This window comes from Neoakkermansia glycaniphila (assembly GCF_001683795.1).
In the GTDB taxonomy this organism is placed as follows: Bacteria; Verrucomicrobiota; Verrucomicrobiia; order Verrucomicrobiales; family Akkermansiaceae; genus Akkermansia; species Akkermansia glycaniphila.
On the sequence record NZ_LIGX01000020.1, the window covers coordinates 85,989 to 108,196 of the forward strand.

Genomic DNA, 22,208 nt, shown 5'->3' on the forward strand with positions numbered 1-22,208 from the left:
CCCTGTACCATAGAAACGTTTATGAAATCGATCAACCTTCTTACCCTCATGGCGGGTTCTGCCCTGTCCGCAGGAATCGCTTTCTCAGAAGCCCCTCCTGCCATCCCCTCCGGATCCATCACCTACACTGCCGTCAACGGGCAAACGGACTATGCGGATGACTTTGCCTCGCACTCGGACTACGCCACCCCCACCCCGGCTGCCGCTCCGCGCCAAATCAGCGCATACAGCAACCGGAAATGGGCCACCCTCGACATCAACGCCTACTCCAGCAACTATCAGGTGCGCGGCATGGGAGTCACCAACCGATACTCCGATGCAGGATGGAGTTTCGTCAATCTGCAACTGAAACCCGGCAACACCAACCTCTTCGGGTGGGGCATCGGCCAGCAGCTCGACCTTCAGGCCGGCGCCATCTACGGCAGCGGAGTGCTCGGCAATGAACCCGTATTGGGCGCAGGCTACGGCCTCACCAAGGAAATCTTCCCGAACCTCGTGGCCAAGGCAGGCTACGGACTTCAATACGGCGGCTTGGAAGGCTTCCTCTCCGAATACAGAGGCAAAGCCCCCCACCAGCTCGCCCAGAACATCCACATCAACCTCACCTACGACGACCGCCAGACCGGATACTTCGGCCGCTTCGACCTTGGGGCCGGCTTCTACGGACTCACCGGATGGTACGGCCTCATCGAAGGCGGCTACCGCTGGCAGGATGTCCTCCCCACCCGGGGTAACATCGGCTGGGATGCGACCGTGCGCGCCGGCATGAGCTACTCCTTCGGTTACTGGGCAGGCAATGCGGATGGCGTCGATGCCTACTATATCCGTTGTGAAGCCCTTCCCTACAACATCGGCGGCACGATGGGCCGCGATGCCCAATGGCAGCTTGTCCCATGGGTGCAAACATCATGGGCCGGTAACAACCGCACGAAAATCAACCAGGCCGTCGGCACAGGCATCATCGACCACTTCCAGTTCACCGCTGGTGTGGACGTTCGCTACAACTTCTGATGGAACGGTTCGTGGCGGCAGGCATGGCAAGTTTTTTGAAAAAATCACTTGCCCTGCTTCATGAACTCGTGTATCATCCCGCCGCAGACAATGCTTCAAGCCGGTTTAGCTCAGTGGTAGAGCACCCGATTTGTAATCGGACGGTCGTCGGTTCAAATCCGACAACCGGCTCCATGTAAAAGAAGCCTTGGTTTCCTAAGCTGCAAACCTTTTCCAAGCCGCCTACGGGCGGCTTTTTCATGCCTCGATTTTTGAATGTTTGGGTGGATATGGCTTCAGTTTTTTGGTGTATGCCATGCGAATTCCCATTGAAAAAAATGGACTTGAGTATTGTATTGGTACACGTACACAAAGTCTTTCGGTCGTATTACCTGAACAACAGAAAAGCAGGTCGTTCAATCATCCATTTGAATCATGACATATGCTTTTTTTTCTATCTTTTTCTTGTTATTTAATTCATGATCATTTATATATAAATCCGTATGCGGCATGTTGCTTTCATTCTGCTTTTGATGTTTTGCTGTTTGACGGTTCAGGGTTCGCCTTTCGACTGGGAGGGGGAACAGTCGACGTATCATCCTATCGTCTTGAGCAGCAAGCAGGTTGCCGGGAAGGATTTCCCGGAGTATGAGTTCAATGCGAGGGAAACCGATGCCCAAGGGAGAATCCGAGGAACGATCGCCATCCGGCAGAACGGCAAGTCGAAACAGTACGCTTTTACGGTGGCAGGTGCAGCCGATAGCGACGGGTTCATGCCGCTTTCCGTGAGACGGAAGGGGCAGGAGGAAGAAGAGGCTTGGAGCGTGCGGGTGCGTGGCGATATTCTGAATCTGCAGATGCCGGGGCTTGATCGCCCGGTTGCGATGAAGAGAGTCCCTGCCCTGACGGTTCTGACTCCACCGAAACCGAAGGTGGTATTGCCCAATAACCGATCACATCAGGGGATCGATTTGAAACCGGATGTAGAATCAGGCATGGAACGAGATGAGACCGTAATCTCTGAGGAATCTGGGGCGAGGTCGGAAAACGTTTGGACAGACAAAGCCTTACCATGGATCGCCGCGTTCCTGTTTTTGTTACCGTTGTTTTTGTCTCGTCTGTGCGGTTCCCGTTTTTCGGTTGCAGTGGCAGTTTTCGCGCTGGCAGGAGTGTTGCTGGCATGTACCTTGTATGATCCGACCTTGTGGGTGTTTTATGCGGCAGCATGGGGTATTCTCATGGTGTTGGCCTGTGTTCCGACGCCAAAACAGGCGTTCGACATGGATATTCTATCGCATGTTCAAGGTGTTCCGATACAACGTACCAAGAGCGGCCAGTCCGAGACTTCTTGTTCCGATAATATGGCGATGCCCCGAACGATTACGGTGACGGAGGATACTGTTCGCGGTGTGATGATGGAAGATATAAACCATCGCAGCAAAAACAAGTTGGAAGAGATTCTGCGAGATGGTATTGGAATGTATCTGGAAGACAGTCTCAGGCATATTGGAGAGATCGCCCATGATGCACACCCCGGTGATATGGTAGAGCTGGAGGGAGATGTCCGGCAGGTCGTTCGAGATTTGCTGTCCATGATGGATAAGCGTTGCCTCGTTCTGTTGCAGCATTATCAGGATAATGGCTTTAATCCGGCTCCTATTGCCAGGCTACGAAAGAAGATTGCGGTATTGTATCGTTCACGTTGGTGAGCGGGTTCTATGAACGATGTGTTCGGATCTTTGGTGTTGTTTTCCGAGTCTCAAGGAGTCCGTATTGCCTGTTTTTTCGTCTGTTTTCCCCTTTCTGCTTGAACTGACTGGCTGTTTCGGGCATCCTTCATGTATGAGCAAATCATTGTCAGAAGACCAAATCGCCACTTTGCGCAAGTGGGCGGAAGATGGATTGGATCTCAATGGCATCCAAAAGGCCCTGACGGAGCAGCTGGGTATTCACATGACATATATGGATACGCGTTTTCTTTTGCTGGATCTCGGTATTGAGCTTCGTTCCCCGGCAGAGGCTGCACCTGCTGCCGATGCTGCCGCACAGGAGGTTCCGCAATCGATTTCATCCGGCCAGTTGAAGGTGACGATCGACGAGGTGAAGCAACCCGGCGTGTTTCTTTCCGGACAGGTGGCTTTCCCGACCGGAGCACGCGCCACATGGTTGATCGACGCCCGCGGGAGTGTGTCTTGGGAGCCGATTCTTGGCGAACCTTCGGAAGAGGATTTGAATGCTTTCCAAAAGGAATTGGGGCATATCATCCGTACGCAGCTCGGACGCATTTGATTTCATGAATTCAGACGATGCCCTTTCTTCCGTTGACGAACGGATTCCCGATGATGTTCTTGCCGATCTGTTGACGGCTCTCCGCCAGCAGATGGCAAGCGATGAGACGGCGTTCGTGCGTTGTACTTTCGATCGCTTGACAGCCGACGGCTGTGCGGAAGACGAGGCTTTGCACGCCATGGCTTCCGTTTTACTTTGGGAGATCAATACCATGATGGCTACCCAATCTCCCTTCGATCTGGACCACTACCACAGCGAGCTGGACGCACTATCCTTCTCAACCAACTCCTAATTAATTGATTACCATGCATTTCACCTGGTTAAAATCCATGTCAGCCGTTCTCGCGGCCGCTTTCCTCTTTACCAATGCAGACGCCCGTTCCTGGACGGATAAGAAGGGCCGTACCATTGATGCCGATTTCGTGTCGACTGACGGCACGAATGTTACGCTCAAGCTTACCAAGACAGGCAAGACCGCTACGGTTCCCATCGACTCTCTCAGTCCGAAGGATGTTGCTTTCGTGAATGAGCAAGAGACACAGGAACCCGTCGATAGCGCGGATGTGGTCGATATGCCCGACCGTTGGCCGGAGAAGGTTCCGGGGCCCAAGAATTTCCGATTGAAGGAAGAGAATGCCAAGGACAAGAACCGGTCGACCTATATTTACAAGACGGCCAATTTCCGGTTTACTTCCCAGAAGCCTCTGGATGAAAAGGCTCAGGAAGCAATCGGACGTTTGTATGAAGGTACGTTCGCCGCCGTCAAACGGATGCCCCTGCCGATTCCCCGCGTGAAGAGCAAGCGGCGTCCAGGACAGGAACTGAAGGCTTTGCTGACGCCGGATATGGCTTCCTATTATGCAGCCGGCGGTCCTCAAGGCTCCGTCGGTGTATTCCGCTCGGCCATGGCTCAAACCAACAAGCGATTGACCGAGAAAGACGTGCAGGATGATATGACGATTGTGCCTTTTACGGCGCTCGGTATTTCACCCGACGGCAAGCTGCTCGACGACAAGATCGACAGCCATACTCTGGCGCATGAAATTACGCACCAGTTGACCTGCCTGTGCAATTTCCGCAATTCGATCTGGATCAACGAAGGGATGTCCGAGTATGTGGGTTATGTGCCGTACGACGGTAACGAGTTCGATTTCACGGGAGCTTTCAAGAATATCCGCGAAGCAGCCATGGTTTACGAACAACACGGGAAATGGACGCTTCCGTTCACGATCGAGGAGTTCATCGACATGAGCCAGGATACGTTCTACGGCAAAGGCAGTACGGATCCCAATTACGGACACCGCAATTATACGCTGGCCGCGATGCTGGTAGCGTACCATTTCCATCTCGACGACCGTTACGGGCTTCGTAATTTCACGAATTACATGAATGCCCTGCAGCGCGGTACTGCTCCGGACAAATGCAAGAAGACCCTGCTCGGCAAGCGCAAGAATTTCAAGCAGCTTCAGGATGATTTTTCCGCCGCCTGGAAGGAAAAGGGCGTAAATATCCAGTTCAAGGAATAAGCCGTTTCCGGTTCATTTCATGCAAAAAGAGCAGAGACATCAAGTCCCTGCTCTTTTTTGTTCAAAGGCGTATGCCACGCAATCAGTCGCCACTCTTGAGCACGCGAATGAAGGCTTCCTGAGGGATGTTGACGCGGCCGATGGCTTTCATGCGCTTTTTGCCTTCCTTCTGCTTTTCGAGGAGTTTACGCTTTCGGGTCACGTCGCCGCCGTAGCATTTGGCCGTCACGTTTTTGCGCATGGCGGAGATGCTTTCACGGGCGATGATTTTGCCGCCGATGCAGGCCTGAATGGCCACGGTGAAGAGCTGCTTGGGGATGACGTCCTTGAGTTTGGTCGCCAGTTCGCGGCCCCGGCTTTCCGCCTTGTCGCGGTGGACGATCATCGAGAAGGCATCCACCGGTTCCCCGGCGATCATCATGTCCATTTTGATGAGGTTGGCGGCGCGGTAGCCTGCATGTTCATAGTCCATGGAGCCGTAGCCGCGTGTCATGGATTTGAGCTTGTCGTTGAAGTCGACGAGGATTTCCGCCAGAGGCAGCGTGCCGGTGATCATCACGCGGGTATCGTCGATGGTTTCGGTGTGTTCGACAGCGCCGCGTTTTTCGAGGATGAGCTGCATCACGTCGCCGATGTAGTCGCCGGGGATCATGATGAAGACGCGGACGAGCGGTTCGCGGATTTCCTGAATTTCCTGCGGTTCCGGCAGGATGCTCGGGTTGTCCACGAGCATTTCTTCGCCGTCCGTGCGCGTCACTTCATAGATGACGGAGGGGTACGTGGAGATCACGTCCATGTTGAACTCGCGGCGGAGGCGTTCCTGAATGATTTCCATGTGCAGGAGGCCGAGGAAGCCGCAGCGGAAACCGAAGCCGAGAGCGATGGAGGATTCTGCGGAGTAGGTGAAGGCCGCGTCGTTGATCTGGAGCTTGGCCATGGCGGCCTTGAGTGCTTCAAAGTCCGAGGAGTCGACGGGGTAGATGCCCGAGAAGACCATCGGGTGGATTTCCTTGAAGCCGGCCAGCGGTTCTTTGCAAGGATTGGCGGTGTCCGTGTAGGTGTCGCCGATCTTGACGTCGGCCGCCGATTTCATGTTGGCGATGATGTAGCCCACATCTCCCGTTTCAAGGGTGTCCGTCCGCTGCATTTTCGGTGTGAAGACGCCGACTTCCTTGACTTCATAGGTTTCGTCCGTGGCGAACAGGCGCACGCGCATACCTCGCTTGACTTGTCCCGAGACGACGCGCACATAGGAGACGACGCCTCGATAGGCGTCGTACACGGAGTCGAATACCAGCGCACGCAGGAGATTGTCTTCGCTTTCGCGAGGCGGTGGCATGCGCGTGACGATGGCTTCAAGAATGTCTTCGATGCCGACTCCCGTTTTGGCGGATGCCTTGATGGCTTCTTCGCGCGGGATGCAGACGACGTCTTCGAGCTGGCGGTAGACGCCGGGAAGGTTGGCGCTGGGAAGGTCGATCTTGTTGATGACGGGGACAATGGTCAGCCCCTGGTCCATGGCAAGGTGCATGTTCGCCAGCGTTTGGGCTTCCACGCCCTGCGCAGCGTCGACGATGAGAATCGCGCCTTCGCAAGCGGCGAGCGAGCGGGAGACTTCGTAGGAGAAGTCCACGTGGCCGGGGGTGTCCAGCAGGTTAAGTTTGTATGTTTTACCATCCTTCGCCCGGTAGTGCATCGTCACGGGATGGGATTTGATGGTGATGCCCTTTTCCCGTTCGAGATCCATGGCATCGAGAAGCTGGTCCTGCTTTTGACGGTCGGAGATCGTATTGGTATATTCCAGCAGGCGGTCGGACAGAGTCGTTTTGCCGTGGTCGATATGGGCGATGATCGAAAAATTGCGCGTAAGATTCGTGGACATGCAGGGTCAGGGAGCCTAGACGATATATGTGTCAAGGTCAAGCAATATCACGTTCATGCAGGCTTTATTTGGCCTGATGCACGGCAGGTGCCTTTGCCTGGGGAGCAGACTGGGAAGGCTGTGCCGGTTTCGGGTCGGTGCCCGAAGCGGTCAATTGTGCGTTTGCGGCGATGGATGCCTGTTTGGCCGCCTTTTCGATCATATCCAGTTTACGGCTCTGCCACAGCCGCGTCGTTGCCGAGGTGATGAGTGCCGTGGGTACCGCGACGACGGCGACGCCAAGTACCAGCATGCAACCGCTGAATACCTTGCCTAGGACCGTAACGGGCACCACATCGCCGTATCCCGTCGTCGTCAAGGAGACTGCTGCGAACCAGAAACCGTCCAGAAGCGAGGAGAATACTTCCGGCTGCGCCTTCCTTTCGGCCATATAGATGCCCATGGCGAAGAAGTAATGCAGGAAGAAGAACAGTCCGAAGAAAATATACAGTTCCTTGCTGATAGATTTGAATATCTGGGCGAAAGGAGCGAATATCCTGTTGAACCGGACGATTTTGAAGATGCAGAACAATTCGACAATGCGCAGGGAGTACAGGACGTTGGCCTCGTCCACTCCCAGCAGAGGCAGAAGGGCCGGAAGGCAAACCACGAGGTCGATGAGTCCCATGAAGCTGAAGATGTACCGCAACCGCGACTGCGACACGGCAATGCGAAGGATATATTCGATCAGGAAGAAGACGGGAAGGTATTTGTCGAACCCTACGATCAGAGCAGCCAGTCCGGGGGCATCTTCCGAAAAATCGGGAAAAGCCAGTATCGTAAAGGAGAGGCACCAGAGAATGGCAATGCCCCAGACTACTTTTTCCCATGCGCCGAAGCAGGCGATGCCCTTGCTATCCGTCCACTTGTGTTTCAACGTACTCATGTACCGGATGCTATTCTATTCTAACAGCCAACAATCTGCAAGAGAATAAGCAGTCAGCCCGCACTGGCCGTCGTCTGTCAGAAAAATTCGACAACGTATTTATCCGAGAAATTACCGGCCTTGATCTCTACCCAGTAAATGCCTTCAGGAGTCTGAATGCCGGGTTCGAACACGATTTGCCCATCATGCGTGAAGACACTGCCCATCGAAATTTTTTGCGCCTGTTGCAATTCGCTCGGCGTAGGAACCTTGGTGGGCGGCTGGGCCAGTTTCCACATGGTGACGTTCGCTTTTTTCATCGAAATTCCGGCCGGAGCGTAATAGCTCCATCCGTTGCCTTTCATCCAGGCGGCAGGGTAGAATCCGTTGCCGGGATAGCTCCATCCACGTTTCATTTTAGGCATTTTTGCACCTCTTCCCAACATGACCCTCATGGCGCCGAACCCCTTCTGTTTACCGAATCCGGTAGACGTCAGACCATATTTCAAACAATGTTGCCTGTGCCCGCGCACTTCACGGTTGTTCGCGCCGGCATCATCCATGTAAATGTGTACTGTGTTCACCATCGGCAGATTGCCGCTGGCTGCAGCCAGATTGCACTGGTCGGTGTAGGCTCCGAGCGAGTGGGAGAGCGTTCCTTTGGCAGCACAGGCATCAGCGGCAGACTGCGCTTGAGAACACATGGATGCGTTCACCTTGACGGAAAAAGGCACTCCACACAGGTAGCGGTACACGTTCAAGGCATTGACGGCCTCCTGCGCTTCGGCAAGATTCCCACTTCCTTTCTTGGCCTGAATGGCGGCAATGGTTTTGTTGATGGATTCCTGCGTCCGGGGATACAGAGCTTTGCTGCGTGCCGTATTTTTTTCGGAGGCCTCTCGGCGGGCCGGTTTGGTTTCGGGTGAGTTATCCCCGGCCGGAGCCTGGGCATGGGCCATGGTAGCCATCAATAGAGTTCCAAACAAAATACGCGATATCATATTAGTCATAGTGTATCACAGAAAACATGCCGACCGGAAGCCAAAAAACGAAAGAACGTCACGAATCAACCGTTCCCGGCGATCCTTTCCTGCGTGTGTTTCCAAAAGGAAGGCATACAAGGAAGAATTGCCTTTTTACCGTTCCATCAATAGACTATCAATTGTATTCGTTATCGCCGGGTTACACGTGCGTGTAAGATTGTTTTTATTTCATGAATTCCCGCTTGACGCCTTTATACGTGTTCGCTATCATGCCCGCAGCAACGGGGAATCCTGTGAAAATCAGGAACAGTCGCGCTGCGGTAACTGGTTACGACCTCTCATCGCGATGCAAATCGTGAAAGCCAATCCGGACACATGCCGGGTGAAGGCGGGAGGAAGGTTTGAAACCAGAAGTCCGAATATCCGTCGCCTGGGGCACCACGCCCCATCCATATTCAACGCATGATTGAGCATTCTGCGGTATCACAACCGCACCTGTATTCGAAATATCCGAATCGGGGAAAGTACAGCCATGCGGACAGCCAAACCACATCACCGACATGACATTAACCCGCAATCTGGCCCTGGGCATGAGCGCTGCACTCATGATATTCCCTGCCTCTTTCGCCGCCACACCACCTCCACCCATGAACGATGGAATTCTTCTCGTCGCTTTCGGTACCAGCTACGGCAAAGCCCGCGTCTCCTACGACAAGACGGAAGAAACCTTCCAGCCCTCCTTTTCCAAAGACCGCATTCACTGGTCCTACACTTCGGACATCATCCGCAAGAAGCTGGCCAAGCAAGGCAAGCCCGTGCCTTCCATCCGCGAAAGCCTCGACAACCTTTCCCGGCAGGGAGTCCGCAACATACGCATCCAGTCGCTCCACATGGCAGCTGGTGAAGAATTCTCCGAAATGGAGCGAACCGTCCAGAACTATATCGATGCCCATCCGCAAGCCTTCGACCGCGTCCTGCTCGGCCGTCCGCTGCTTGAAAGCCATGCGGATCTCGATGGCGTCGTGCAGACGCTCGCCGAAGAACTGCCGAAAGAACGCCGTCCCGACGAAGCCGTCCTGTACATGGCCCACGGGCAGCAGCACGGCCGGGCCGACCTCGTCCTTGCCGCCGTGCGCGACGAATTGCAGCGCCGCGACTCCCTCACCTTCATGGCCACCGTCGAAGGTACCTACTCTTTGGAACGCGCCTTGCAGGAATTGAAGAACAAAGGTGTCAAAACCGTCTGGCTCGCCCCCTTCATGATCGTCGCCGGAGACCATGCCAACAACGATCTCGTCGGCAGCGACGAAGATTCCTGGGCCAGCATCCTGAAAAAAGAAGGTTTCAACGTCAAGGCCCACCTCAAAGGACTGGGTGAGATGGAAGGCATTCGTCGCATTTTCCTGCGCCATGCTCTCGAGACGGTTGACGACATGGTGCCCGTTTCCGCTCCGGCAGCCGCCGATGCCGGCCACTCCTGAAGATTATCGATTCTCTCATGGCATTACTGCCATTTACCTGCCCATAAAAAGAGGCTGTCTCAAACCAATGAGACAGCCTCTTTTATGGTGCAAAACAAGCTCGAACCATTGGAATGCCTCCCTTTCGTCTTTCGTTCCATGCAGTGAAACGTTATATTTTCCGAGTCAACCGGAAAAACGATGAGGGTTGTATGCCTGATAGAAAACACGTCTGAAACGGAATGCCTGAAAAGCGAATTCGGCCTTAGCTTTTATCTGGAAACAGCATCGCACAAGGTCATTTTCGATATGGGAACAGGTTCCGATTTCTGGGAAAACGCCTGTGCGCTCGGGATCGACTTGTCCGGAGTCGATCTGGCTATTCTTTCCCACGGGCATTATGATCATGGAGGAGGCCTCCGTACCTTCCTCGATAAAAATGAAAAGGCTCCCGTGTATGTGCAAGCTGGAGCTTTCGGAGATTTCTATTCCAGAAAGCCGCAGGGCTATGCCTTCATCGGCCTCGACAGAGAATTGGAGCGCCATTCCTGCCTCGTGAAACTCCAAGGCGATCTTACCATTGATCGAGAACTCCGGCTTCTGTCCTGCGTGGAGGGAAAAAAAGAGTGGGTTCCAGAATCGAACTCGACTCTGTCCGTCAAGCACGGAGAAGAATATGTCCGGGACACTTTTCTTCACGAACAGAATCTGATGGTATCCGACGGAGGGGTAAATGTACTTTTTACCGGATGTTCACACTGTGGGATTCTCAATATTCTTGAACAATGCGAACAGAGAACGGGAATCGTTCCCGACCGGGTCATCGGCGGCTTCCATCTGCTCACCCCCCGTACGGGGAAAAGCGTCGAGCCGTCCGTTTGGGAAGGATTGTCTTCCCACCTGTGCAAGCTTCCGACCGTGTACCATACCTGCCACTGCACGGGGCTGGACGCCTTTCGAGCAATTGCATGCCATGATGGACAACAAGGTGCGGTACATGGGCACAGGGGAGGAAATCGTTCTGTAATCCCTGCGAAGCAAAAAAAGCTGCCTCTTTGCGTGAGGCAGCCTTTTCTCATTCAAGGATGATTAGCTCGTGTTCAGGAACGGCGGCGGCGAAGCATGAGCATCAGGCTGCCCAGCAATCCGAGGGAAGCCGTGGCCGGTTCGGGAATGACGCCGAGCTGGTCAGCGGCATGGTCTTTCAGGAAAGCAGCATCCTGAGCCGACAAAGCCGTATTCCAGAAAGCGAGATCGGAGGCGTCCGTGCGCGTTTCCTGATAATTGTCCGCCAGTTTGCCACCGATGGCAAATTTGGTCACACCGCCGTTCATGCGCGACGTAAAGGCAGCCGAAGAGGTTGCAAACAGGTTGCCGTCCACATACACCGACATGATACCGGCATTGGCTCCGCTGCCATTCACCGACAGGACGACGGATTGCCAGGAAGCTCCGTTATCCACGATGCCTGCCGCGCCCGTGTAGGTCCAGCTGCCCGTGTAGCCGCCCAGAGCGATCGCATTGTTCGTAATACGGAATGTGGCGTCGTCGTTGCTGCCGAACACCATCGAAAAGGACACGCCGGAAGTGTTGAAACTGGCGTTCTTGTCGTTCCTGACCTGCATGGAAATGGAAAAACCGGTCGTCATATTGATGTACGACTCCATGCCATAATATACGTGAAAGTTGTTATATCCGGCATTGGCTGCATTGGCGGCGATATAACCTCCGCCGAATGCACCGCCCGTCTGATGGTAGACAGTCGAGTTGGTTCCGTCAACAAAACGGTTGATCCCGATTTGGTTCACGCTTTTGGCAGGGTCAATCCGTACAGGATTGGTCGTTGTGGCAGTAGGAGGAGTCGTAAAATCCCAGTAATATTGCAGATTATCCTGATCGGCGGCATAGCCTGCCGATCCGGTAGCAACAAGGAATAACAACCCCGTTTTCATCATTGATCTCATGACGCCGAGCTATATAACAAATAATGAATCCTGTTGTCAAAGCAAAAAATAAAAACATTTATAATATTAATATTACCAATAATTTAATATGCTTTATTTGTTAATTTTTTGTATTTTTGGAATATTCTCAATGCAATTTTACTTTATTATAATTAGGTATTATACGATGAATTTTTTGTAAATCATCAAATCTCAACTTAAACGATACATGATGCATGTATTGTCATTCAACAATCAATCGACAATAACAAAATTGAAAACAAGCCGTAAACATGAGCAATTGCTTTCAAAATTTTCCGAATAAGCCCGTCTTTCGTGTATTGCCCCAGATATCTCACCTTGACTTGGAGACTTGTTTCGACTACATTGCCTGCGGCAACGGGGAATTCCGTGAAAATCGGAAACAGTCGCGCTGCGGTAACGGGATACAACCTCCCATTGTGCAACACAGGCACGAAAGCCAATCCGGAACATCTTCCGGGTGAAGGCGGGAGGAAGGCATGAAGCCCGGAGTCCGAATATCCAATGCCTGAGGTGAACCACCGAAAACTTCAACGCATGATTGAACCGTCGACCATCCGGGGCCTTGCCCCTCCTTTTGTTGCACCGACCTCTTTGCCCGGTACGAGCCTCTGCACTTTTCGCAGTCTGCCGTCTTCCCCACCTTCCGCTTCTCTTCTTGTGAAAGCTTTCCGTTTCCCTTCCCTCATACACGCATGAAAACAGGCACCTTCTACGGAGTCGGTATCGGCCCCGGCCACCCTGAATACCTCACCCTTCGCGCTGCCAATGTGCTGCGCTCGGTGGACATCATCTACACCGTCACCGGCCCCAACACGGAAACCAGCATCTCCGAAGCCATCGTCCAATCCCTCGGCGGCGTACGCGGAGAAGTCCGCCCTCTCGTCTTCAGCATGTCGCGCGACCCCGAAACACGGCAGCGGCAGATCGACGAAAACGCCGCCGCCATCTCCGCCGAACTCGCGCAAGGCCGCAACTGCGCCTTCGCGACCCTCGGCGATGCGATGACGTACAGCACCTTCGGCTACGTCCTGCAAAAACTGAAGGCCGACCATCCCGGCCTGCCCACGGAAGTCGTACCCGGCATCACCTCCTTTTGCACCCTCTCCGCCGTCTCCCAAACCATCATGGTGGAAAACGGGGAGCAGCTCCGCATCGTCCCTGCCTTCCGCAGCGAAACGGCGGACGACCTCGAATTCCCCTCCGGCACCACCACCGTGCTGATGAAAACCTACCGCAGCCGCAACGCTCTTCTCGAACGCCTCCGGCACGAGCCCGGCATCGAAATCGTCTATGGCGAACGGCTCGGCATGCCCGAACAGTACATCTCCACGAACAGCGAGGAAATCCTCGACCGGCCTGAAGCCTACCTCTCCCTCATGCTGGTGAAGAAAAAATGAAAGGCAAACGCTCCAGACGCCTCCCGCCGTGGAAAAGCAAATGGCACTGGCTCTGGCTGGCGCTCTCTCTCGCCGCATCCGCCTGGCTGATCCTCATCATGCCCGCATCCGAAGGCATGGGCGGCATGAAACGCGCTTCGGCAACGATGGTTGCAGCCCCTTCTTCTGAAGCCAAACCTGCCGAAGCAGGCAAACACCATGGCAAGGCCGGCGCCACGGCTCCCGGTGCGGCCGAACCCTCCGCCCAGCCGCCGAAAAAACGCCACCACAAGAAAGCCGCCCCCGCCGACAGCGAAACGGCCTTCTGGGACAACATCCTCGACCGCCTCGATACCATCGGCAGCCTCCTCCTCATGGTCGGCATCGCCGCCATGATCGGCAGCATCATCGAAGCCCGCCGCTGGCACCTCGTCTTCGGCTACATCCTCGGCGGCTTCGCCCGCGCCATGCGCCTGCCCCCCATCGTCAGCGTCGCCATGCCCACGGCCCTGTACTCCAACGCCGCCGCCAACAGCATGCTCGTCGCCAGCCATGCGGAAGGGAAAATCAACCGCTCCGCCCTCATCGCCGGAGGCATGGCCAACAGCTACCTCGCCTACGTCTCCCATTCGCTGCGCGTCGTCTACCCCGTCATCGGAGCCATCGGCATCCCCGGCATCTTCTACTTCGGCGGCCAGTTCACCGTCGGCCTCATGTTCATCCTCTGCGTGCTGCTGTGGAACAGGCGCCGCACCCTCCGCCGCCGCAGCGACGAAGAAACGCCCACTGCCGAAACCGCCCCGCCGGACGAACAACCGCAGGCCCTCCCGTGGAAAGCCGCCTTCGGCATGGGCTGCCGCCGCGTCGGCACCATCCTCTTCCGCATGCTCTGCCTCACCATCCCGCTGATGCTCTTCATCGAATGGCTCACGAAACAGGGACTCTTCGAATTCTGGGAACGCCACGCACCGGACTGGGTACACCGCATCTTCCCCTCCGAACTGATGGGCATCGTCTTCGCCCAGATCGGCGGCCTCGTCCAGTCTGCCACCGTCGCCGCAGGCCTGCGCGACATGGGGGCCGTCACCAACCCTCAAATCCTGCTCGCCATGCTCGTCGGCAGCATGGTCGGCAACCCCATCCGCACCCTACGCCGCAACCTGCCCTCCGCCCTCGGCATCTTCCCGGCACGGGAAGCCTTCACCATCGTCCTCGGCATGCAGCTCTCCCGCCTCATCGGCACCGCCATCCTCATCACCCTCACCGCCCTCTTCATCCACTACACCCATCCCTGAACCGATGCAAGACTACCCCGACATACGCTGGGACATGAATGCCGCCGAAATCGAGGCGGAAAGCTTCCGCACCATCGAACGCGAATGCCCGCAGCACGCGGAAATGCCCCTCCCCGCATGGCGCGTCGCCCGGAGGCTCATCCACACCACGGCAGACACCCGGATCGCGGAAAGCCTCGTCTTCCGCCACAACCCCATCGAAAGCGGCCTCGCCGCACTGAGTGCAAAAGCCCCCGTCTTCTGCGATTCCAACATGATCCGCGCCGGACTCTCCCTCGACCGCCTCCGCCGCCTGAACCCGGCCTACACCCGCGACGACATCCATTGCCACATCAGCGATGAAGACATCGCCGCGCAGGCTGCCGCCACCCACCGCACCCGCGCCATCTGCGCCGCCGAAAAAGCGCGCCCCATCCTCGACGGCTGCATCGTCCTCATCGGCAACGCCCCCCTCTCGCTCGCCCGCATTGCACGCTACATCCTCGAAGAAGGCGTGCGCCCCGCCCTCGTCGTCGGCATGCCCGTCGGATTCGTCAACGTCGTCGAATCCAAACAGCTCCTCGCCCTCTGCGGCGTCCCCCAGATCGTCCTCGAAGGCCGCCGGGGAGGCAGCGCACTCGCCGTCACCACCCTGCACGCCATCATCGAAAGCGCCTGACACCATGCCTGCCGCCTCCGGACAACCCCTCCGCTACGGATATTCGACGGGAGCCTGCGCTGCCGCCGCCATCTCCGCAGCATGGCAGGCTCTGGAAGACGGCCTCACCCGCACAGCATCCGCCCTTTCCTACCCCCTCCTCTTTCCGGACGGACTCCGGCGCACACTCCCCCTTGCCTCATGGCAGCCGGGCATCGCCTCCATCGTGAAGGACGGAGGGGACGACCCCGACTGCACCCACGGAGCCCTCATCCGCGCCACAGTGCGCCCCGCCGCCCCGCACGAAGCGGAACCGCACGACTACCTCCTCTCCATCGGCAGCGGCTCACTCATCCTGCGCGCCAGCGGAGGCATCGGCCTCTGCACCCTGCCCGGCCTCGACTGCGAACAAAACCGCTGGGCCATCAACGCCGGCCCCCGCCGCATGATCGCGGACAACCTCCGCGCCGCCGGATACTCCTGCGGCTGCATCCTCGCCGAACTCTCCATCGAACGAGGCGAAGAACTCGCCGCGAAAACCCTCAACAGCCGCCTCGGCATCGTCGGCGGCCTCTCCGTCCTCGGCACCACGGGCGTCGTGCGCCCCTTCAGCCACGAAGCCTACATCGCCACCATCCGCATCTGCACCCGCTCCGCCGCCCTGCGTGGCGCGGACACCGTCGTCTACTGCACCGGAGGCCGCACCCAGACCGCCGCACAGGCACGCCTCCCCCACCTTCCTCCGGAAAACTTCACCTGCATCGGCGACTTCATCGCAGACAGCCTCGCCGCCGCCGAACAATCCGGCATCCGCACCGCCGTCGTCGCCTGCATGCCCGGCAAACTCTGCAAATACGCCGCCGGATACGCCAACACCCACGCCCACCGCAAGGAACAGGACATGCAGCTCTTCCTCGCCACCCTGCGGAGGCACCACCGAACCACCGCCGAACAGGAACGAGCCATCCTCTCCTGTGCCTCCGTCCGGCAAGCCCTCGCCTGCGTCTCCCTGCAGGACAGGCTCCCCCTCCTCGCCGACTTCTGCGAACAGGCCTCCGCCTGCTTCGCCCTCCACGCACCCGCGCTCCGCACGCGCCTCCTCGTCTTCGACTTCGACGGCACCTTCCTCCTCGAACACCCCGCCCCTGCCGAACCATGCCACCCGTAACCGTCCACTCCTGCGGCATCGACGACCCCGCCGCCGATCCCCGCCTCCGGCACGCTGCCGCTCAGGCCGATCTCGTCTATGGTTCCGCACGCCTGCTTGCCGCCCTGAACCTGCCGGAAGGCAAAAGCATCCTCCTCGGAGCCGATGCCCGCAGCAAAGCCGCCGAAGCCCTCGCCGCAGCAGCATTCGGCCAAAACATCCTCATCCTCGCTTCCGGAGACGCCCTCTACCACGGTATCGGCGGCACCATCCTCTCCCTGAACAAACAGGGAATCCCCGTCACCTTCGTACCCGGCGTCACTGCCTTCCAGACCCTCTTCCACCGCCTCGGCCTCCCCTGGGACGAAGCCCGGCACTTCAGCGCGCACCATCAGGAAACCATCCCCCTCCGGGAAATCCTCTCCTGCACCCTCGCCGCCGTTTACGGTGGCACCCGCCACACCGCCGCAGGCATCGCCCGCGCCTGCCTCGGCCACCATCCCGCCTGCGCAGAACGCCCCGCCATCCTCGCGGAAAACCTCGGCACGCCCGGCGAACGCATCACACGCGGCACCATCTCCACCCTCGCGGAAGAAACCGCCTCACCCACCTCCATCCTCCTCCTCCTGCCTGCGGACACCGCCGCAGCAGCCCCCATCCTCCCCCTCGGGCTGAACAACGCCTCATACAGCAAGGAAAACAACCTCATCACGCAGGAAGACGTACGCGCCGTCATCCTCTCCCGCCTCCGCCTCCCGGCATGGGGAGTCCTCTGGGACATCGGCGCGGGCAGCGGCTCCATCGGACTGGAAGCCGCCGCACTCCGCCCCGGATTGGACGTTTACGGCCTCGAAAAAAACGAAAACAGGTTGAACGACATCCGCCGTAACCGCGAAAACCTCTCCGCCATCCGCTACGCCGCCGTCTGCGGCACGGCGCCTGCCGACCTCGATCTCCTGCCCGCCCCCGACCGCATCTTCATCGGCGGCGGCGGACGTGAACTCGCCGGCATCCTTGATGCCTGCATCGCGCGACTCCGCCCCGGCGGCATCCTTGCAGCCTCCGCCGTCACCCTCGAAGCCGAACACATCCTCCACAACTGGCGGCCCGAACTCCGCCTCGGCTCCGCCAGCATCGACATCGCCACCTCCTCCCCCATCGCCGGGCAATACACCCACTACAAGCCCCTGCACCGCATCTACATCCACACCTTCTCCCAAGCATGACCACGCCACCTCCCATCGTCCACTTCATCGGGGCAGGCCCCGGAGCCTCCGACCTCATCACCGAACGCGGCGGCGACCTCCTGCGCCGCGCCGACCTCGTCGTCTATGCCGGATCCCTCGTCAACCCGGACCACCTGACGCGCTGCCCCTCCGGCTGCACCCTCCTCGACAGTGCGAAAATGGACCTCGGCGAACAGGTTGACGCCATGAGCGAAGCCGCCCTGAATGGCAAACTCGTTGTCCGACTCCACACCGGAGACCCCTCCATGTACGGAGCCATCGCCGAACAAATCGAAGGCCTCGCCGAACGCGGCATCACCCCCGTCATCGTCCCCGGCGTCAGCAGCGTCTTTGCCGCCGCCGCCGCCCTCAAGGCGGAACTCACCTACCCCGGCGTCAGCCAGAGCCTCATCCTCACCCGCACGCCGGGCCGCACCCCGATGCCATCCGGCGAAAGCGTCGAAGCCTTCGCACGCACCGGAGCCACCCTCGCCTTCTACCTCAGCATGGGCAACGCCTCCGACCTCATGGAACAACTCCGGCAGACCGGACTCCCGGACGACACCCCCGCCGCCATCGTCTACCGCGCCTCGTGGCCGGAAGAACGCATCCTGCGCGGCACCATCGCCACCATGGGGCGGCAGGCGGAAGAAAGCGGCATCGGCAGGCAGGCCCTCATCCTCGTCGGCAAAGCCCTCGATGCCCACGGCAACCGCTCCAAACTCTACGACCGCAGCTTCAGCCACGGCTACCGCAACAACCTGCCCGGCGAACAATACGCAGGCAACTGCGCCATCTACGCATTCACCGAAAAAGGTCTCGCCCGCGCCGCCGAACTCGCCGCCGCACTCGACCATGCGGACATCTTCACCACCCGCCCGGCAGGCGCACACTTCGGCGCATCCGTCGTCGCCTCCGAAGAACTCGACTCCCGGCTGGAACACAACTGGCGGCGCTACACCGCCCACATCTTCATCGGAGCGACGGGCATCGCCGTCCGCAAAATCGCTCCTCTCCTGCGTGACAAAACCACCGACCCTGCCGTCGTCTCCTGCACCGAAAGCGGCTCCCACCTCATCAGCCTCGTCTCCGGCCACCTCGGCGGAGCCAATCGCCTCTGCCGCCGCCTCGCCCGCATCACCGGGGGACAGGCCGTCGTCAGCACCGCCACCGACTCGCGCGGTATCCCCTCCTTCGACGAAACCGCCGCACAACACCGCGCCCGCATCCTCAACCCGGATGCCGTCAAGGAACTCAATGCCGCCCTGCTCGACGGCTCCCCCATCCTCCTCTCCGCCCCGGCAGCCATCGCAGCCCTGTGGGAAAATGCTCCGAACGTCCGCACAGGCGCCCCCGCCACCCGGCAGCCCGGAGAACACCTCGTCGTCTGGGGCTCCCGGCTCGACCCGGCCTCCATCCCTCCCCGCACCCTCCTCATCGATGAAGCCGCCTTCGTCCTCGGCATCGGCTGCAAAAAAGACACCCCGGCAAGCACCCTGTGCGCCGCCCTGCGCGACCTCCTCCAACGCCACGGCCTCGCACCGCAGCAAATAGCCTCCATCGCCACCTGCGACCTCAAGGCCGACGAACCCGCCATCCTCGCCCTTGCCGAAGAACACGGCCTCCCGCTCTCCGTCTTTGAACGCGACCGCCTCGCGGCCATCGACACACCCACCCCATCCTCGACCGTACAGGAAAAAATCGGCATCCCCTCCGTCGCCGAAGCCGCAGCCATCCTCGCCTCCGGCGGTCACGTCGCCGTTCCGAAAACCAAATACGAAGGCATCACCCTCTCCCTCGCCTCCATCCCGCACGGCTCCCGCGCCCCTGCACCCGCCTGCGGCCGCATCACCGTCGTCGGCCTCGGCTCCGGCTCCCCTGCCCACATCACTCCCGAAGTCTCCGATGCGATCCGCCGCTGCGACATCGTCGCCGGATACACCAAATACCTCGACTTCATCCGCGATGAAATCGCCGGGAAACCGCTCATCCAGAACGGCATGCTCGGCGAAGTCGCCCGCTGCCGCGATGCACTCGCCGCCGCAGCCGAAGGCAAGGAAGTATGCATGGTCTGCTCCGGAGACCCCGGCGTCCTCGCCATGGCCGGACTCCTCTACGAACTCCGGGACAACGAACCCCCATTCGCCGAAGTCGTCATCCGCGTCCTCCCCGGCATCACCGCTGCCAGCCTCGCGGCGGCCCGCCTCGGCGCCCCCCTGCAAAACGGCTACCACCTCATCAGCCTTTCCGACCTCCTCGTCCCCACCGAAGAAGTCCGGCGCAACCTCACCCACACCGTCCACACCGCCCTCCCCGCCGTCCTCTACAACCCCGCCGGACGCAAACGCCGCCACCTCATGGAAGAAGCCGTCGCCCGCTTCACTGAAGCCCGGGGTGCGGAAACCCTCTGCGCCATCGTGCGCCATGCCGGACGCCCGCAGGAATCCGCGTGGATCGGCACCCTCGCCGAATTCCCCTGCGACCGGGTGGACATGTCCAGCCTCATCCTCATCGGCGGCCCCCGCACCAGACGCAGCGGCGACACCCTCTACGAAGCCCGGGGCTATCAGGAAAAATATCTCGAAAAGGAATAAGAAAAAAGCCACAGATGGCACAGATCTTCACAGATGATTTCATGAAAAAACAGGAAATCGGATCATATTAAAATCTGAATAAATTATATTTAATTTATTATCAACAATCTGTGAAAATCCGTGAAATCTGTGGCTCCGAAAATGTAATCTCCCCCATGCCTCCGCAACCGGACAGCAAACCCTTCCACGGATTCTGCCTCGCCGCCCCCCACTCCGGCGGCGGCAAAACCACCGTCGCGCTCGCCCTCATGCGTGCGCTGGTGCGGCGCGGACTCTCCGTCCAGGGATTCAAATGCGGGCCGGACTACATCGACCCCTCCTTCCACCGGCAGGCTACAGGCCGTCCCTCCCTCAACATCGACACATGGATGATGGGCCGCGAAGGTGTCCGCTCCGTCTGGCAACGGCATGCCGCCTCGGCGGATGTCGTTCTTTGCGAAGGAGTCATGGGACTGTTCGACAGCCGCGCCCCCGGCGACCTCTCCGGCAGCACGGCGGATTGCGCCCTCGCCCTCGGCCTGCCCGTCATCCTCGTCGTCCCGGCCAAAGGCATGGCCGCCTCCATCTCCGCCCTCGTCGCAGGATACGCCCACTACCACCCCGGACTCCGCATCGCGGGAATCATCGCGAACCGCGTCGGCAGCCCCTCTCATACGCGGATTCTGGCCGAGGCCCTCCGTCGCGACCACCTTCCGCCACTCCTCGGAGCCATCCCGCACAACGCTTCATGGGCTCTCGACTCCCGACAGCTCGGCCTCGTCCCCGCCGAAGAAACCCCGTGCGGCAGCGACTGGTACGACACTCTGGCCGATGCCGCCGAACAGTCCGTCGACCTCGACGCCCTGCTGGAACTGACCCGCCTTCCGCGCCCGAAACCCGCTCACCCCGTTCAGGCATCATCCGGCACGCGCCGCCGCCTCGCCGTCGCCCGCGACCGCGCCTTCTGCTTTTACTACGACGACAACCTCTCCCGCCTTGAACAGCTCGGCTGGGAAATCCTTCCCTTCTCCCCCCTTCACGACACCGCCCTGCCCGCAGGAACGGACGCCGTCTACCTCGGCGGCGGCTACCCCGAAACCTTCGCCCGCGAACTCTCCGCCAACGAAGCCATGCGCCGCGCCCTCCGGCAGCATGCCGATGGAGGCAAGGAAATCTTCGCCGAATGCGGCGGCTACATGTACCTCTGCCGCACCCTCGTCACCCCGGACGGCACGGAATGGCCCATGAGCGGCATCCTCGACGCCACCGCCCGCATGGGTTCCGCACTCCGCTCCCTCGGCTACCGTGAAGTCTCCATCCCCGGAACTTCCCCCCTCGGCCTCGAACGCACCACCCTGCGCGGGCATGAATTCCACTGGTCCTCCATCGAACACCACCGCGACTACCCTTCGCTCTACACATGGACGGGGCGGGACGGTTCCGCCTGCCGCGACGGAATCTCCCACGGCAACATCCGCGCCGGATACATCCACCTGTACTGGGCGCAGCCCCTCCCCACCCCGGAAACAGCCGCCCGCCTCCAAGGAAAAATCATCCTGCTGAACGGCCCATCCAGCGCAGGCAAAACCACGCTCGCGCAAGCCCTCCGCCGCCTCTCGCCCCGGCCCGTCATGATCTTCTCCGTGGACGACTTTCTCCCGGCCTGCGGCACCGCCTCCAGCACCCTCACCGGCACGCTGGACGCCTCCGGCCTCCCCCTCGTCGAAGCCTACCACGCCGCATTGGCCGCCGCCGCCCGCGCCGGAGCCTGCGTCATCGCCGACCACGTCATCGGAGAAAACCCGGACTGGATACACGACCTCCGCCGCCGCCTCGGCTCCGTCCCTCTCCACACCGTCCGCGTCCATTGCGACCGGGAAACCCTCGTCCGCCGCGAAACGACCCGCACCGACCGCCCCCCGGATCTCCCCC

The 22,208-nt window shown here is 59.0% G+C and carries 18 protein-coding genes, 1 tRNA gene and 2 riboswitches; of the genes, 15 read left to right on the plus strand and 4 right to left on the minus strand.

The window, feature by feature from the left end; all coding sequences use genetic code 11:
* The first annotated feature begins 21 nt into the window (after positions 1-21).
* The 6 genes from AC781_RS06030 to AC781_RS06055 all read left to right on the plus strand — a co-directional run bounded on the left by AC781_RS06030 (position 22) and on the right by AC781_RS06055 (position 4,805).
* Positions 22-1,011: a hypothetical protein gene (locus tag AC781_RS06030; protein WP_067775039.1), complete on the plus strand. Its 990-nt coding sequence runs from the start codon at positions 22-24 to the stop codon at positions 1,009-1,011.
* A 99-nt stretch (positions 1,012-1,110) separates the two neighbouring features.
* A tRNA-Thr gene (locus AC781_RS06035) sits at positions 1,111-1,185 on the plus strand.
* 413 nt (positions 1,186-1,598) lie between these two features.
* Complete coding sequence (locus AC781_RS06040; RefSeq protein ID WP_141675785.1) at positions 1,599-2,699, plus strand: hypothetical protein; 1,101 nt, start codon at positions 1,599-1,601, stop codon at positions 2,697-2,699.
* Positions 2,700-2,832: 133 nt separating this feature from the next.
* Positions 2,833-3,279: a hypothetical protein gene (locus AC781_RS06045; protein WP_067775045.1), complete on the plus strand. Its 447-nt coding sequence runs from the start codon at positions 2,833-2,835 to the stop codon at positions 3,277-3,279.
* Between the two features lie 4 nt (positions 3,280-3,283).
* Complete coding sequence (locus tag AC781_RS06050; protein WP_067775048.1) at positions 3,284-3,571, plus strand: hypothetical protein; 288 nt, start codon at positions 3,284-3,286, stop codon at positions 3,569-3,571.
* A gap of 37 nt (positions 3,572-3,608) precedes the next feature.
* The gene (locus AC781_RS06055; protein WP_067775051.1) at positions 3,609-4,805 is read left to right on the plus strand and encodes an SHD1 domain-containing protein; all 1,197 of its coding nucleotides are present in this window, start codon (positions 3,609-3,611) and stop codon (positions 4,803-4,805) included.
* An 82-nt stretch (positions 4,806-4,887) separates the two neighbouring features.
* Here AC781_RS06055 and lepA read toward each other — a convergent pair whose 3' ends face one another.
* The 3 genes from lepA to AC781_RS06070 all read right to left on the minus strand — a co-directional run bounded on the left by lepA (position 4,888) and on the right by AC781_RS06070 (position 8,550).
* A complete protein-coding gene (gene lepA / locus AC781_RS06060; protein ID WP_067775054.1) occupies positions 4,888-6,687 on the minus strand; it encodes a translation elongation factor 4 in 1,800 nt (599 codons plus the stop codon).
* 64 nt (positions 6,688-6,751) lie between these two features.
* Complete coding sequence (locus AC781_RS06065) at positions 6,752-7,612, minus strand: ion transporter (protein WP_067775057.1); 861 nt, start codon at positions 7,610-7,612, stop codon at positions 6,752-6,754.
* A gap of 77 nt (positions 7,613-7,689) precedes the next feature.
* Complete coding sequence (locus AC781_RS06070) at positions 7,690-8,550, minus strand: hypothetical protein (protein WP_067775060.1); 861 nt, start codon at positions 8,548-8,550, stop codon at positions 7,690-7,692.
* Between the two features lie 253 nt (positions 8,551-8,803).
* Positions 8,804-9,016, plus strand: a riboswitch (cobalamin riboswitch).
* Positions 9,017-9,221: 205 nt separating this feature from the next.
* Between AC781_RS06070 and AC781_RS06075 the strand changes: the two genes are divergently transcribed.
* Positions 9,222-10,055, plus strand: a complete 834-nt coding sequence (locus AC781_RS06075; protein WP_218107257.1) for a sirohydrochlorin cobaltochelatase — start codon at positions 9,222-9,224, stop codon at positions 10,053-10,055.
* A 180-nt stretch (positions 10,056-10,235) separates the two neighbouring features.
* The gene (locus tag AC781_RS06080) at positions 10,236-11,123 is read left to right on the plus strand and encodes an MBL fold metallo-hydrolase (RefSeq protein WP_083076648.1); all 888 of its coding nucleotides are present in this window, start codon (positions 10,236-10,238) and stop codon (positions 11,121-11,123) included.
* Positions 11,124-11,134: 11 nt separating this feature from the next.
* Here AC781_RS06080 and AC781_RS06085 read toward each other — a convergent pair whose 3' ends face one another.
* Positions 11,135-11,974 (minus strand): LamG domain-containing protein, encoded by an 840-nt coding sequence (locus tag AC781_RS06085; RefSeq protein ID WP_141675786.1) that lies wholly within the window; start codon positions 11,972-11,974, stop codon positions 11,135-11,137.
* A 375-nt stretch (positions 11,975-12,349) separates the two neighbouring features.
* Positions 12,350-12,542, plus strand: a riboswitch (cobalamin riboswitch).
* A gap of 172 nt (positions 12,543-12,714) precedes the next feature.
* Between AC781_RS06085 and cobI the strand changes: the two genes are divergently transcribed.
* The 7 genes from cobI to AC781_RS06120 all read left to right on the plus strand — a co-directional run.
* The gene (gene cobI / locus AC781_RS06090) at positions 12,715-13,419 is read left to right on the plus strand and encodes a precorrin-2 C(20)-methyltransferase (protein ID WP_067775070.1); all 705 of its coding nucleotides are present in this window, start codon (positions 12,715-12,717) and stop codon (positions 13,417-13,419) included.
* Positions 13,416-14,693: a hypothetical protein gene (locus AC781_RS06095; protein WP_067775073.1), complete on the plus strand. Its 1,278-nt coding sequence runs from the start codon at positions 13,416-13,418 to the stop codon at positions 14,691-14,693. Before cobI ends, AC781_RS06095 begins: the two co-directional genes overlap by 4 nt.
* Positions 14,694-14,697: 4 nt before the next feature.
* A complete protein-coding gene (locus AC781_RS06100; RefSeq protein ID WP_067775076.1) occupies positions 14,698-15,351 on the plus strand; it encodes a precorrin-8X methylmutase in 654 nt (217 codons plus the stop codon).
* Between the two features lie 4 nt (positions 15,352-15,355).
* The gene (gene cbiD / locus AC781_RS06105; RefSeq protein WP_067775079.1) at positions 15,356-16,498 is read left to right on the plus strand and encodes a cobalt-precorrin-5B (C(1))-methyltransferase CbiD; all 1,143 of its coding nucleotides are present in this window, start codon (positions 15,356-15,358) and stop codon (positions 16,496-16,498) included.
* Entirely contained in the window at positions 16,486-17,703 is a 1,218-nt protein-coding gene (locus AC781_RS06110; protein WP_067775082.1) for a bifunctional cobalt-precorrin-7 (C(5))-methyltransferase/cobalt-precorrin-6B (C(15))-methyltransferase, read from the plus strand. Before cbiD ends, AC781_RS06110 begins: the two co-directional genes overlap by 13 nt.
* Positions 17,700-20,297: a precorrin-4 C(11)-methyltransferase gene (cobM, locus tag AC781_RS06115; RefSeq protein ID WP_067775085.1), complete on the plus strand. Its 2,598-nt coding sequence runs from the start codon at positions 17,700-17,702 to the stop codon at positions 20,295-20,297. The genes AC781_RS06110 and cobM overlap by 4 nt, the downstream gene beginning before the upstream one ends.
* A 155-nt stretch (positions 20,298-20,452) precedes the next feature.
* A partial coding sequence (locus tag AC781_RS06120) for a cobyrinic acid a,c-diamide synthase CobB (RefSeq protein ID WP_141675787.1) occupies positions 20,453-22,208 on the plus strand: 1,756 nt, incomplete at its 3' end.